The sequence below is a fragment of the Pseudochrobactrum lubricantis genome (assembly GCF_041929865.1).
In the GTDB taxonomy this organism is placed as follows: Bacteria; Pseudomonadota; Alphaproteobacteria; order Rhizobiales; family Rhizobiaceae; genus Pseudochrobactrum; species Pseudochrobactrum saccharolyticum.
The window spans coordinates 98,041-110,243 of the sequence record NZ_JBHEEE010000006.1; the positions used below are offsets into that span (position 1 = coordinate 98,041).

The following is a 12,203-nucleotide window of genomic DNA, read 5'->3' on the forward strand; positions in this document are numbered from 1 at the left end:
TGAGGACTGTCACTTCGCTCTAAGCTCTCAAATTTTCAGCAACGAAGTCGGCCCGCTGCTCGATTCCCACCAGCGGCAGCTCGACTATCTGATAGCCAAGCCTGCCATAAGTCTCAGCCATGACCATACCGGTCGCCTCGGCCTCTTGCCTGTCCTGTTTGCGCTCAGTGTCTTGCGTGAAGATGGCATCCCAATACGGGGCGAGAAAAACCCGCTTGTTGTAAGGGTAGGTTTTGGCCGCCGTCTCGAAATGAGCAGGCACAGGCAGGCCGCAGAGTGTGAGATAACCAACAACATCCGGCATACCACGGTCCATCAAGACAAGCGCGTCACTTGCAAGTGCCTCCTGATAAGAACGCAGTTCCCAGCCCAACATGAGTTCGGCGAAGAGTGCGCGATCCGCCCAAGGCAAAGCTTTACCGCCGATCCTGATCTGGTCTCGAATGATCGCCCTGCCGGCCTCGGGCATGGTGCGGAAGCCGCGCTGGGCCATGGCATCGATCAGACTGCTTTTGCCGGAACCGGGGCCACCGGTTACGACGATCATGTGTTCAGTATTTGCCATCAGATTCCATCCGCATTTAACGTGATTATCTTGAATTCGAGGAATGAAGCGTAGCCGGGATCGTCATCCGTTCCGACTGGCGCTGCGGAGTGTTTCGATGCCGATTTAGCGAACAGCAGCTGGCTCTACGTCACAAAGATTGGATAGAGCGAGACAACCAGCAGCGCTGCCATGGTGAGATTGAAGGCGCGCAGCTTCGCAGGCTCCGTAAGAAGCCGGCGGAGGCCAACACCGAACGCCGCCCAGATGCCGACGCAGGGTGCGTTGATCGCTGCCATCAGCAGTGCAGCTGCGGCGACGGACGACAACGAGGGAGAGCCCGGAAGATAGGTGGCGACGGCACCGAGCGCCATGACCCATGCCTTGGGGTTGACCCATTGGAACGCAGCAGCGCCAATGAAGCCCAAGGGTCTGGCAGCCGATCTTTCTGCATTCTCCGGTGCTGCGGCCCCGGCGATCTTCCATGCCAGATACAGAAGATAGGCGCCGCCAACCCATCGCAGGATGGTGTTGAGCATGGGATACGCCTCGAAAATCACTCCAAGGCCCATCCCCATGATGACGATCATCGCGGCGAAACCAATGCTGATGCCCGCAATATGTGGCAATGTCCGCCGAATGCCGAAATTAACACCGGATGCCAGCACCATCATGTTGTTCGGTCCGGGCGTGACCGATGTTACGGCTGTATAGAGACACAGCGCCAGAAATGCTTGCAACCCGGACAAGTCGGGCGAGGTTAGCTGTGAAACATCTGTCATGACTTGACGCGATCCGCGACATCAAAGGGAAGTTTTTGGCGCGACTGGCACCAATGCTTCGACCGGCCGCCATCCCCCATTTTCATAATCCGCTTCATTGTTGAGGCTTCAGAAATCGGCCAACCATTGTCGTGACCAGTTTGCGGCTCTCCTCGAAGTCAAGGTCCGCTGTCATCAACGGCAGCATCGGCGCGGCATCAAGGACCGCCACCAGAACCGCGCTGGTGTGCTTAGGGTCAAGGCCGGAATCGACTTCGCCACGCGCCTGACCTGCGGTCAGCGCTTCTGCCAGCAATGTTCGAACACCATCAGTGTTCTGTTTGAGGATGGCCCTGATTCTTTCGTTACGCCCCGCTTCTGCCAGCAACTCGAACAGAATGCGGCAATGACCGAGATCGTCCCACCCCTTCATGCTCCACAATTCCGATAGCAGAACAGTCGCCGTCTGTTCGTCCTCGGGGTGGCCGCTGAAATGGCTGTGGAGACTGGCAAGGTAATCATCCGCCATCTGCTCAATGATAGCGTCCTTGCTGGGGAAGTAGTGATAGAGGTGGCCGGGGCTCATCGCCGCTTCTTTGCAGATCATCGAAATCGACGCGCCCTGCAGACCATGGCGCAGGAAGCACCTATGCGCCGCTGCGAGAATCTCCTGCCTTCTGCCTTCATGCTGCTCGGGAACGCGCTTGCGGACCATGGGGCCTCCATAAACATAGAATGATCGCTCTAATATAGCTTGACCACACGTCGATCATAACTAGAGTGAGCATTCAATCTATGTCGGAACGGCTGGTTGGTCCAGTCCTATGCTGCCTCAGCCGGTCCGATTTCCAAGATGCGAGGCCACATGAACAGACCCCTTCCGATCATAGCGACCAGCCTGGCTTGGCTGCTGGCAGCTTTCTTTCTCTTCGGCGCTTACGGCAACATCTTCATCTCAGAGGAAAATGCGGCGGCCTATGTGGCTTGGGGTTACCCCGACTGGTTCCACTACATCACCGCCATTCTCGAACTGGCGGCTGGGCTGATGCTGATCCGCGCTGGCTCGCGGCCCTATGGAGCCGGCCTTGGCGCGCTCGTGATGGCCGCTGCTTCCCTCACGACACTGCTGAACGCTGATTACGGCCATGCGGTCGCTCCCAGCATTGTCCTGCTCGTCTCGCTAGTCGTGTTGGGGCTGTCCTTGGCCGTCCGGCGCGCAGCCAACTGAACTTCCCCCTTTCGGAGAATCCCCGATGAATAGCTCACCAACCCCGGCCGGTTCGGCCGATCCCGCAAATGCGCCTGCGGCGCATCTGGACGGATGGTCCGATCTTCTGTCCGGCCGCCACCTCGCCATTGTTCTGGTCATGGCAAGCGGCGTGCTGCTCTATGCCATGAACCTCTATTTCACCGCCGCACTGATGCCCTCCATCGTCGCGGATATTGGCGGGCAGCAATATTATGCGTGGGTGACGACTGCGTTCGTTATCTCGGCAATCGTAGCCTCGCTGTTCGTCAGCCGCATTCTCGACTGGAAGGGGCCGGCGCTTGCCTATGTTACGGCGTTCGTCGTCTTCGCTCTCGGCGCAGCGGCCAATGCCGCCAGCCCAACGATGGAACCGCTGATCGTCGGTCGCGTCGTGCAAGGACTTGGCGGCGGTTTGCTGGCAGGACTCGGCTATGCGGTAATTCGTGCAGCACTTCCCGAACGCCATTGGGCGCGGGCAACCGGCGTCGTGTCGGCCATGTGGGGCTTGGGGACGCTGTTCGGGCCGGCGCTTGGCGGCGTGTTCGCAGAACTGGGCCTCTGGCGCTGGTCCTACGGTGCGCTGGCGGTCGTTTCGCTGCTGTTCGGAATCATCGCTCAACGCGCGTTCGGCCGCATGGCTGGATCGGGGCATCGTTCACCTGTTCCCGTCGCCTCCCTCATTCCGCTTGTGCTTGCGACCATCGCTATCAGCCTCAGCGCCATCGTGCCGATAGGCTGGCCAACGCTGGCAATGGTCGGAATTGGCATCGTGCTGCTCTGGCTCTTCGTCGTCGTGGAGCGGCGAGCAAAAGAGACCATCCTTCCGCACATCACCTATCGGCGTGGCAACTCCCTGAAATGGGTCTATCTCACGGTCGCTGCCCTGAGCGCGGGCGTGATGGTGGAGAACTTCATCCCCCTGTTTGGTCAGCAACTGGCGGGCCTTTCGCCGCTGATCGCCGGTTTCCTTGGCGCAGTTCTTTCGCTGGCATGGGTCATCGCCCAGCTCTTCATTGTTTCGGTCAAGAGTGAGAGCGGCCGCCGCCGCGCCATCCGCGTCGGCCCACTGCTGTTGACGGCTGGGCTGATCGCTTATGGACTTCTACAAGTGTTCGGTGCCGATATCGGGATGGTGCTGATTTGGGCGGCTGTCCTCGCGCTTGCCGGCGTCGGCATCGGACTGGCGTGGCCGCTGCTCGGTGTTGCAGCGATGAGCAGCACACATGATCCCGCCGAAGGAGGCAAGGCTGCTGCTGCGATCACCATCACACAGCTTATTGCTTTCTCGATCACTTCCGCACTCGCTGGCACGCTGATGGCGGCAGGCGGGGAATCTGCGGTGGATTCCGCACGCTATGTTACGCTCGGCATCGCGCTTCTTACCCTGTTGGGCATCTTCGCCGCTGGCGTGGCAACGAGAAAGTAGCCAGCCACCATGCGACGGCGGCGTCTGAAAGATGGTCCAAGGCTACGAGATCGGCACGGTGGCGTCGTCGCTGGGATTTGAAAGGCAGGCTTCTCTCACCGCCATGTTCAAGCGCTGGCTCGGGACGACGCCGACGGCTTATCGACGATCATGGGGTTGAGGCGACGCCGGCGGCAGGCTCGTTACAATATCCTCTCCAGGGGGATAGGATATCTGGATGAGCGAACAATCCGATGCCCACAGATCCCACGCCGCGATCACAATGCGCCTCAAGCGTGCGGACGGCCATTTGCGCGGGATCGTCGAGATGATCGAAGCTGGTCGGCCATGCCTCGATATCGCGCAGCAGCTTCACGCGGTCGAAAAGGCCATCGCACAAGCCAAGCGGACGCTGATTCAGAACCACCTCGACCACTGTCTCGACGACGTGGTCGGGCCGCTTGTTAAGGACGATCGTCGTTCGATCGACGAATTCAAGGAAATAACCAAGTACTTGTGAGGTTCCTATGTTGCAGGTTCTTGGAAACCGCACCTATCGCCACCTCTTCCTGGCACAGGTTATCGCGCTTATCGGAACAGGGCTTGCCACGATCGCGCTGGGGCTATTGGCCTATGATCTCGCCGGTCCCGATGCGGATGCGGTGCTGGGAACGGCGCTCGCCATCAAGATGGTCGCCTATGTGGGGGTGGCCCCTATCGCAGCGACCTTCGCGGAGCGCCTGGGCGCCGCGTTTGGCCTCCCGATCACCTTCGTTGCGCTGGGGCTGCTGGCCGCCGCCGCCGTATCGGCCGCTGCGGTCCTCTGGCCCGCGGCCGATCCCGACGAACTCGACCATATGCATGACACGCTCGAGGCGAGCCATCCGCATCTGTCCGATGCGGCTGCCGCCGATGGCGGATATCGGCACCGCCATGCCTTCGTCATCGACCGCCATCATACAAGATGGCCGGCTTCGCCGCGCGATCGCGGGGCCGGTGCTTGAGCACACTGGCGGCCTGCTTGGGCCTGTTCCTCACCGCCTTCTTTGCTGCCACCCTGCTGCCGATGCAGTCGGAAGCCGCGCTGATCGGGCTGCTGCTGGCCGATTCTTTCGCGGCCTGGGCATTGGTCGCCGCAGCGAGCCTTGGCAACGTGGCCGGCTCGGTCGTCAACTGGATCATCGGCGCGGCGTCGAGTGTTTCCGTAACCGGCGCTGGTTCCCGGTGTCGGAAGCCGGTCTCCAGCGGGCGCGGCGTTGGTATCGCCGCTATGGGAAATGGTCGTTGCTGCTAAGCTGGATGCCGGTCATCGGCGATCCGCTAACCCTCGCGGCCGGGATCATGAAGGAGCCGCTACCCGTCTTTCTCCTCCTAGTTGGCGTCGCCAAGCTCGGGCGATATCTGGTTCTGGCGGCGGCGACGGCGTGCGTGATGTAGAGTCTTTATCGCCGCCGCTACACTAGAGACGATTTCGAATGCTCGTCATCTTGTCGATCTCCTCACGCTGAGCTGCCATGATTTCGTCGCACAGCGTTTTCAGTTCCGAGTCGGCAAGCTTCGCCTCGCGGCACATCAGGATCGCGCCGGAATGGTGCGGGATCATCGAATCGATGAACTGGCGATCATCGATCAGGGTCTGGCTCCGCGTCGCCCAGAAGGAACCGGCGGTCAGCAGCGCGAAGACGACGTAAAGGGCGATATTCGCGCTCCGGTTCGGGAACATGCCCGGCATTGTCGCCAGCATGAAGATGCCCATCGGCGCCCACATGGTTATCGCCATGTAAAGCATGTTCAGATTATTCCGGAAGTCGCCCCAGCCGTCGATCATCGAAAACATCACGACATACATCACAATGAGGCAGAGGATCATGTTGATCCAGAACATCAGATAGGGACGGCCATGGGAGCCCCTCGAATGCCCGCCATGAGATGTGTGGTCGCTCGCCATTTGATCGTCCTTTCGCGGTTGTCAGTGTCCAATGCCCATCGGCTTGAAGATCATCCAGACCGCCATGCCGATCATCATGAGGTTCTCGGTGAGCGACACGAAGCCGAGCGGCACGTTGCTGTCGCCTCCGACGCAGGCGCATTTCAGCTCGCGCTTGTCGATATAGACCGCCTTGAACACTGAGACCGCGCCGATGCCGCCGATGAACAGCGCGACGGGGATCGACACCCACATCAGGGCGCCAGCCATCATCAGGACGCCGGCGAGCGCCTCCGCGAAGGGATAGATGTAGGCATATCGGACCCACCGCTGCGCCAGAAGGTCGTAGTTCAGGAACATGGTCGCGAAGCCTTCCACGTCCTTCAGCTTCTGAAGGGCAAGAAGACACATCGCGATGGCGATGAACCATTCGGCCGCCTGGACCGTCGCGAGGTTGCCGAACGCCGCCCAGCTCGCGGCCAATGCCATCAGCGCTGCCATCGCGAACAGCGCGATCACCGGCTTGTAGGTGACGGTGTCCTTGTCCTTGACCTTGCCGCCGAAGAACCGGACGAGATCATCGTAGCCGCCGATCCGCTTGCCGCCTATGAAGGTCTGTGGCGTTGACTGAACATTGTGCTTTGCTTTGAAAGCATCCGTCTCGGCGCGAGTCGTCAGATGGTGATCATCGACCTCGTAGCCTTCGCGCTTGAGGAGATCGAGCGCCTTCAGCCCGTAGGGACACGTATGGTTTTCCATCACCATTCGATGAAGTTCGGCGCGTTTGGCAGCATGGGTCGCCATTGTCTGATCCCTTCGATCTATAGTTTCGCCTTTGCGAACACCTCGACCAGCTCGTTGAACTTTGCTCTTTGCAGGTCGCCATCGCCCGAGGCGATCGCCTCCTCGACGCAGCAGGCGGCATGCGATCGCAGCACCTGGTTCTCCACCTTCGAGAGGGCGGCCTTGACCGCGTGGATCTGGTTGAGAATGTCGATGCAGTATCGCTCGTCCTCCACCATCTGACCGACGCCGCGAACCTGGCCGGCGATCCGGTTGAGTGACGCAATGATCTGCTTCGAGTTTTTATTGCACATCCAGCTACCCCTACCCGGTATGGGTATATATACGTTTCAGGAAAGGTTTCGTTCCCGCAAAACCCAAAAGTTTTGCCGGCATGTCAACGTCGAAGCAAATAATTGTGGGAGTTCCCATGGACGATACTGCAACTGTCCGGCGCAACATCACCGTGCTGACCGCCGCTCAGGCGCTCGGCGGATCGAGCGCGCCAATCGTCATGTCGCTCGGCGGCCTGGTCGGCCAGCAGCTCGCCGACAACCCCGCATGGGTGACGCTGCCGGTCAGCCTGTTCGGCGTCGGCCTGGCGATCGGCACGCTGCCCGCCGCGTTCGTCATGCGCGCTTGGGGACGCCGGAGCGGTTACTTGTTCGGCGCCTTCTTCGGCCTCGCGGCGGGTCTCATCGCAGCACTTGGTATCTTTGTGGCATCGTTTCTGCTGTTCTGCGTTGGCTGCTTTACCGCCGGTCTCTACGGCTCCTACGTTCAAAGCTATCGCTTCGCCGCCGCCGACGCTGCCGAAGGCGCGTTGAAGGCACGCGCAATCTCCTGGGTGATGGTCGGCGGACTGATCGCGGCTGTCATCGGTCCCCAGCTCGTCATCTGGACACGCGATTCCTTCCCCGGCACGCCCTATGTCGGCAGCTTTCTCAGCCAGGCGGCGCTTCCGCTGTTGTCCATCCCGATTCTGTTGATGCTACGCGCGCCGCAATCTGGTTCGCAATCCGAGTCCGAAAGCTCCGGCCGTTCCCTGATTCAGATCCTGATGATGCCCCGCTACATGCTCGCCGTCGCAGCCGGCGTCGTCTCCTACGGCCTCATGGCTTTCGTCATGACGGCGGCTCCGATCGCGATGGTCAACACCGGCCATTCGGTCAACAGTGCAGCACTCGGAATCCAGTGGCATCTACTGGCGATGTTCGCGCCAAGTTTCGTCACCGGCCGTCTCATGACACGCTTCGGCAAGGAGCGGGTCACCGCTGCGGGGATGCTGCTCATCGCCGTCTCGGCCGTGGTCGCACTGGCCGGGCTTGAGCTGATCAATTTCTGGGGATCTCTCGCCATCATGGGGCTCGGCTGGAATTTCAGCTTCATCGGCGCGACGGCTATGGTCACGGACTGCCATACGCCGGGCGAGCGCGCCAAGGCGCAGGGCGCGAACGACTTCATGGTCTTCGGCACGACCGCCGCCGTATCGTTTCTGGCTGGCAGCGTCCTGCACAACTCGGGCTGGGCGGCGATCAACTGGCTGTTGTTTCCGCCGGTCGCCTTGATCCTCGTGCCGCTGCTCTGGCAGGCGGCGCGCAAACCCCAAGCCTGAAACGACAAGTCCCCGCCATATCTGGCAGGGACGAAAACATCAGGCCGCTTCGGTTAGGCGAACGGGCCGAGTGTTACTCTACTGCACGGAACGAGTAATCGCACCGCTGCGCGGCTGGACCGTGAGGTCCTCATCGTCCTGATCGGTTTCCAGACGCTGGAGGATCGGGCAATGCGGGCGATGGTCGCCCGTGCAGGCTTTCACCAGCATCGTGAGCGTGTGCGCCATGTCCTGCAAGTCCGCGATCTTCTTCTCCAGCGCGTCGATGTGGCCCTGCGCCAGACGCTTGACCTCCGCGCTCTGCCGCGACTCGTCGCGCCAGAGGCCGAGGAGATCGCCGATCTCGGCCACCGAGAAGCCGAGATCACGCGCGCGCCGGATGAAGCGCAGCATGTGAACGTCCGTGTCCGAATAGTCGCGATAGCCGGAAGACGTCCGATCGGCGGCCGGAATGAGGCCGGTATGTTCGTAGTAGCGGATCATCTTGGCCGAGACGCCGGACGCTTTCGAAGCTTGTCCGATATTCATGCGTTTTCTCCCGTAAGGTACGACAGCCGACCCCGAATATAGGGTCGGCTGCTTCGGTTCATTAGGTTGGGACCTTGAAGGTCTTGAGCCGCAACGCATTGCCGAGCACGAAGACGCTCGACAGGGCCATGGCGCCGGCGGCGAAGACCGGCGACAGCAGGATGCCGTAGGCCGGATAGAGCGCGCCGGCGGCGACCGGGATCAGGGCCGTGTTGTAGGCGAAGGCCCAGAACAGGTTCTGCCGGATGTTTCCGATCGTCGCCTTCGACAGTGCGATGGCGTTCGGCACCCCGGTCAGGCTGCCCGACATCAGCACCACGTCCGCCGCCTCGATGGCGATATCCGTGCCGGTGCCGATGGCGAGGCCCACATCCGCCTCGGCGAGCGCCGGAGCGTCGTTGATGCCGTCGCCGACGAAGGCGACCTTACCGTGCTCGGCCTTGAGGCGACGGATCGCCTCGACCTTGCCGTCCGGCAGCACTTCCGCCACCACCTCGTCGATGCCGAGACGCGCGGCGATGGCCTTGGCCGTCCGCCGGTTGTCGCCGGTGATCATCGCGACTTTCAGCCCGAGATCGTGCAGCGCCTTGATCGCGGCCGGCGTCGTCGCCTTGATCGGGTCGGCCACGGCAATGATCGTCGCGAGCCTGCCCTCGATCGCGGCATAGAGCGGCGACTTGCCCTCGTTGCCGAGCCGTTCGGCCACGACGGCGAAGCCCGCCACGTCATGGCCAAGCTCGACCATGTAGCGGTCCGCGCCGATCTCGATACGCTTGCCGTCGACCACGGCCTTCACGCCGAAGCCGGTTACCGATTCGAAACCAGACACGGCGGGAAGCGCGATGCCTTCCGCCTCGGCCGCTTCCACGATGGCGCGGGCGATCGGGTGTTCTGACTTGGCTTCGACGGCCGCGATTAGACCCAGCACGGTCGCACGGTCAAAGCCGGCGGCCAGTTCGAGGTCGGTCAGGGCGGGCTTGCCCTCGGTCAGCGTGCCGGTCTTGTCGACGGCCACGACCCTGGCGTCCTTCAGCAGTTGCAGCGCTTCACCCTTGCGGAAGAGTACGCCCAGCTCCGCGCCCCGGCCGGTGCCGACCATGATCGAGGTCGGCGTAGCCAGACCCATGGCGCAGGGGCAGGCGATGATCAGCACGGCGACCGCATTGACCAGCGCGAAGGTGAGCGCCGGCGACGGCCCGAAATAGAGCCATGCCGCGAAGGTCAGAGCCGCGACGGCGAAGACAGCCGGCACGAAATACATCGTCACCTTGTCGACCAGCGCTTGGATCGGCAGCTTCGAGCCTTGTGCTTCCTCAACCATGCGGATGATCTGCGACAGCACGGTGTTGCCGCCGACCGCCGTGGCGCGGATCGCGAAGGCGCCCTTCTGGTTCACGGTGCCGGCGACGACCTCGCTACGATTCGTCTTGGAAACCGGGATCGGTTCGCCGGTGATCATGGATTCATCGACATAGCTTTCGCCCTCGATGACCTCGCCATCGACCGGGATACGGTCGCCGGGACGGACCTCCACGATGTCACCCGACAGCACGGAGTCGATCGGAAGATCGACCGTCTTGCCGTCACGGCGGACGCGCGCCGTCTTGGCCTGAAGGCCGACCAGACGCTTGATCGCTTCCGAGGTACGCCCCTTGGCGCGGGCTTCGAGCAGCCGGCCGAGCAGGATCAGCGTGACGATGACCGCGGCGGCTTCATAATAGACGTTGATCGTCCCTGCGGGCAGGAAGCCCGGCGCGAAGGTCGCGACCAGCGAATAGCCGTAAGCCGCGAGCGAGCCGACTGCCACCAGCGAGTTCATGTCCGGCGCCAGACGCCAGAGGGCGGGAAGCCCCTTGTCATAGAAGCGGATGCCCGGCACGAACAGCACCAGCGTCGTCAGCACGAACTGGAGATACCAACTGTTCGTCATGCCGATGGTGGATTCGATCACGCCATGCACGCCCGGAATGAGGTGCGAGCCCATTTCCAAAAGGAAGACCGGAGCGGTCAGCACCGCCGCGATGGTGAAGTCGCGGGTCAGCTCGCGGCGTTCGGCTTCCTTCTTCTCTGCGCGGTCATTCGTCTCGGCCTGGCTCGATCCGGTTGCCGCCGAGATGACCTTGGCGTCGTAGCCCGCATTCTCGATGGCCGCAATCACGGCTGCCGTGTCTGCGGTTCCCTGGATCGTGGCCTTCTCGGTCGCGAGGTTGACGACGGCGCTGGTGACGCCCGGCACGGCCTTCAGGGCCTTCTCGACACGACCCACGCAGGAGGCGCAGGTCATGCCCTCGATCGCGACTTCAAGCGAGGCGGCCGCTTGTGCGGCAGGGCTCTCCGAAACCTCATAGCCGACATCCTCGATGGCCTTGACGAGCGTAGCGCGATCGACGGGAGCATTCGTCGTGATGCTTGCCTTTTCGGTCGCCAGGTTGACGACCGCATCGGCAACGCCGGGGACGGCCTTGAGGGCTCGTTCGACACGACCGACGCAGGAGGCGCAGGTCATGCCTTCTATTGACAGGGAAATTGCCGCGTTCCTGGTGTCCGCAGCTCGAACGGGGGCATTCATAGCCGCCTCCTTTTCTCGTTCCGAAATTCACGTTCGGACGGAAAATGAGGCTTCCAACCATGGGAAGGTCAATAGCGCATTTTCTTTTTTTTGACCCTTGACCTTACCACGGTTGGAAGCACCACCTTGGGCGACATGAGATCAAAACAAGGAGAAGTCTCATGGACCTCAAAATTGAAAACATGACCTGCGGCGGTTGCGCCAAGTCCGTCACCAAGGCGATCCAGTCGGTGGACTCCGCAGCCAAGATCGAGACGAATCCCGCCGCGCGCGCCGTCAAGGTCGAGACGACCGCCACGCCGTCCGCGATCTTGCAGGTTCTGGAAGAAGCCGGCTATCCGGCGACCTCAAACTGAACGGGAGCGAGACCATGAACAAGCTCACTCCGATCTTCATCGCAGGGGCCATCGCTATCGCCGGCGGCCTGGCATTCGCTCAAACCCAAATGAAAACGGACAACAACACGATGCAAGGTCACGACATGTCAGGCATGCAGACGCCAGGATCGGACACGCCGTCGACGAAGGCATACGAGACCGCCATGGATGCCATGATGAAGGACATGATGGTGCCCTATACCGGCGACGCCGACGTGGACTTTATGCGCGGTATGATCCCGCACCATCAGGGCGCGATCGACATGGCGAAGGTCGTGCTCCAGTACGGCAAGGACCCCGAGGTCCGCAAACTCGCCGAAGAGGTGGTCAAGGCCCAGGAGGGCGAGATCGCCATGATGAAGAAGTGGCTCGCCGACCGAGGCAAGTAACCAGTGTCGCCTGGAACCGCCGTGGTGTGTCACCAAAAAAGACGCTCGGCGGCGGA

General features: G+C 61.6%; 15 protein-coding genes and 2 pseudogenes. 9 read left to right on the forward strand and 8 right to left on the reverse strand.

The features are described 5' to 3' along the window. Positions 1-19: 19 nt before the first annotated feature. The 3 genes from JNC80_RS13425 to JNC80_RS13435 form a co-directional block, all read right to left on the reverse strand. The gene (locus tag JNC80_RS13425; protein WP_280113797.1) at positions 20-568 is read right to left on the reverse strand and encodes an AAA family ATPase; all 549 of its coding nucleotides are present in this window, start codon (positions 566-568) and stop codon (positions 20-22) included. Between the two features lie 122 nt (positions 569-690). Next, complete coding sequence (locus tag JNC80_RS13430) at positions 691-1,326, reverse strand: LysE family translocator (RefSeq protein WP_024899649.1); 636 nt, start codon at positions 1,324-1,326, stop codon at positions 691-693. A 94-nt stretch (positions 1,327-1,420) separates the two neighbouring features. Further along, on the reverse strand, positions 1,421-2,020 hold the full coding sequence (locus JNC80_RS13435) for a TetR/AcrR family transcriptional regulator (RefSeq protein WP_003500170.1): 600 nt from the start codon (positions 2,018-2,020) through the stop codon (positions 1,421-1,423). Positions 2,021-2,170: 150 nt separating this feature from the next. On the opposite strand from JNC80_RS13435, the gene JNC80_RS13440 reads away from it, so the two are divergent. From JNC80_RS13440 to JNC80_RS13465, 6 genes and pseudogenes are all read left to right on the forward strand, one after another. Beyond that, entirely contained in the window at positions 2,171-2,533 is a 363-nt protein-coding gene (locus tag JNC80_RS13440) for a DoxX family protein (protein ID WP_003500172.1), read from the forward strand. Positions 2,534-2,558: 25 nt separating this feature from the next. After that, entirely contained in the window at positions 2,559-3,980 is a 1,422-nt protein-coding gene (locus tag JNC80_RS13445; protein WP_003500174.1) for an MFS transporter, read from the forward strand. 31 nt (positions 3,981-4,011) lie between these two features. Beyond that, on the forward strand, positions 4,012-4,140 hold the full coding sequence (locus JNC80_RS13450) for a helix-turn-helix domain-containing protein (RefSeq protein WP_003500177.1): 129 nt from the start codon (positions 4,012-4,014) through the stop codon (positions 4,138-4,140). Positions 4,141-4,197: 57 nt separating this feature from the next. Next, positions 4,198-4,479, forward strand: coding sequence for a metal-sensing transcriptional repressor (locus JNC80_RS13455; protein WP_024899650.1), 282 nt, complete (start codon positions 4,198-4,200; stop codon positions 4,477-4,479). 7 nt (positions 4,480-4,486) lie between these two features. After that, a pseudogene (locus JNC80_RS13460) lies at positions 4,487-4,702 on the forward strand (MFS transporter); the annotation flags it as partial. Between the two features lie 257 nt (positions 4,703-4,959). After that, positions 4,960-5,396 (forward strand): annotated as a pseudogene (locus JNC80_RS13465) (YqaA family protein). A gap of 22 nt (positions 5,397-5,418) precedes the next feature. Here the strand turns inward: JNC80_RS13465 and JNC80_RS13470 are convergent. The 3 genes from JNC80_RS13470 to JNC80_RS13480 are packed head-to-tail and all read right to left on the reverse strand — an operon-like array spanning position 5,419 to position 6,983. Then, a complete protein-coding gene (locus JNC80_RS13470; protein WP_024899651.1) occupies positions 5,419-5,907 on the reverse strand; it encodes a DUF305 domain-containing protein in 489 nt (162 codons plus the stop codon). A gap of 21 nt (positions 5,908-5,928) precedes the next feature. Next, positions 5,929-6,690 (reverse strand): glutaredoxin family protein, encoded by a 762-nt coding sequence (locus JNC80_RS13475; protein ID WP_003500183.1) that lies wholly within the window; start codon positions 6,688-6,690, stop codon positions 5,929-5,931. 17 nt (positions 6,691-6,707) lie between these two features. After that, positions 6,708-6,983, reverse strand: coding sequence for a metal-sensitive transcriptional regulator (locus tag JNC80_RS13480; RefSeq protein ID WP_003500186.1), 276 nt, complete (start codon positions 6,981-6,983; stop codon positions 6,708-6,710). A gap of 116 nt (positions 6,984-7,099) precedes the next feature. Between JNC80_RS13480 and JNC80_RS13485 the strand changes: the two genes are divergently transcribed. Continuing rightward, positions 7,100-8,284 (forward strand): MFS transporter, encoded by a 1,185-nt coding sequence (locus JNC80_RS13485; RefSeq protein WP_024899653.1) that lies wholly within the window; start codon positions 7,100-7,102, stop codon positions 8,282-8,284. A 78-nt stretch (positions 8,285-8,362) separates the two neighbouring features. Here JNC80_RS13485 and cueR read toward each other — a convergent pair whose 3' ends face one another. Together cueR and JNC80_RS13495 are read right to left on the reverse strand one after the other, a co-directional pair. After that, complete coding sequence (gene cueR / locus JNC80_RS13490; protein ID WP_003500188.1) at positions 8,363-8,812, reverse strand: Cu(I)-responsive transcriptional regulator; 450 nt, start codon at positions 8,810-8,812, stop codon at positions 8,363-8,365. Positions 8,813-8,873: 61 nt separating this feature from the next. Next, positions 8,874-11,381 carry a heavy metal translocating P-type ATPase gene (locus tag JNC80_RS13495; protein WP_024899654.1) on the reverse strand — a complete coding sequence of 836 codons (2,508 nt, stop codon included), beginning with the start codon at positions 11,379-11,381 and terminating at the stop codon, positions 8,874-8,876. A gap of 161 nt (positions 11,382-11,542) precedes the next feature. On the opposite strand from JNC80_RS13495, the gene JNC80_RS13500 reads away from it, so the two are divergent. Together JNC80_RS13500 and copM are read left to right on the forward strand one after the other, a co-directional pair. Further along, entirely contained in the window at positions 11,543-11,737 is a 195-nt protein-coding gene (locus JNC80_RS13500; protein WP_003500190.1) for a heavy-metal-associated domain-containing protein, read from the forward strand. Positions 11,738-11,751: 14 nt separating this feature from the next. Next, positions 11,752-12,147, forward strand: coding sequence for a CopM family metallochaperone (copM, locus tag JNC80_RS13505; RefSeq protein ID WP_003500191.1), 396 nt, complete (start codon positions 11,752-11,754; stop codon positions 12,145-12,147). Positions 12,148-12,203: the final 56 nt, after the last annotated feature.

What these genes read in the sequence shown, in the direction of transcription:
- JNC80_RS13430 (WP_024899649.1), bottom strand. Translation starts at nt 1,326, where the DNA reads ATGACAGATGTTTCACAGCTAACCTCGCCCGACTTGTCCGGGTTGCAA.
- JNC80_RS13435 (WP_003500170.1), bottom strand. Translation starts at nt 2,020, where the DNA reads ATGGTCCGCAAGCGCGTTCCCGAGCAGCATGAAGGCAGAAGGCAGGAG.
- JNC80_RS13440 (WP_003500172.1), top strand. Translation starts at nt 2,171, where the DNA reads ATGAACAGACCCCTTCCGATCATAGCGACCAGCCTGGCTTGGCTGCTG.
- JNC80_RS13445 (WP_003500174.1), top strand. Translation starts at nt 2,559, where the DNA reads ATGAATAGCTCACCAACCCCGGCCGGTTCGGCCGATCCCGCAAATGCG.
- JNC80_RS13450 (WP_003500177.1), top strand. Translation starts at nt 4,012, where the DNA reads ATGGTCCAAGGCTACGAGATCGGCACGGTGGCGTCGTCGCTGGGATTT.
- JNC80_RS13455 (WP_024899650.1), top strand. Translation starts at nt 4,198, where the DNA reads ATGAGCGAACAATCCGATGCCCACAGATCCCACGCCGCGATCACAATG.
- JNC80_RS13470 (WP_024899651.1), bottom strand. Translation starts at nt 5,907, where the DNA reads ATGGCGAGCGACCACACATCTCATGGCGGGCATTCGAGGGGCTCCCAT.
- JNC80_RS13475 (WP_003500183.1), bottom strand. Translation starts at nt 6,690, where the DNA reads ATGGCGACCCATGCTGCCAAACGCGCCGAACTTCATCGAATGGTGATG.
- JNC80_RS13480 (WP_003500186.1), bottom strand. Translation starts at nt 6,983, where the DNA reads ATGTGCAATAAAAACTCGAAGCAGATCATTGCGTCACTCAACCGGATC.
- JNC80_RS13485 (WP_024899653.1), top strand. Translation starts at nt 7,100, where the DNA reads ATGGACGATACTGCAACTGTCCGGCGCAACATCACCGTGCTGACCGCC.
- cueR (WP_003500188.1), bottom strand. Translation starts at nt 8,812, where the DNA reads ATGAATATCGGACAAGCTTCGAAAGCGTCCGGCGTCTCGGCCAAGATG.
- JNC80_RS13495 (WP_024899654.1), bottom strand. Translation starts at nt 11,381, where the DNA reads ATGAATGCCCCCGTTCGAGCTGCGGACACCAGGAACGCGGCAATTTCC.
- JNC80_RS13500 (WP_003500190.1), top strand. Translation starts at nt 11,543, where the DNA reads ATGGACCTCAAAATTGAAAACATGACCTGCGGCGGTTGCGCCAAGTCC.
- copM (WP_003500191.1), top strand. Translation starts at nt 11,752, where the DNA reads ATGAACAAGCTCACTCCGATCTTCATCGCAGGGGCCATCGCTATCGCC.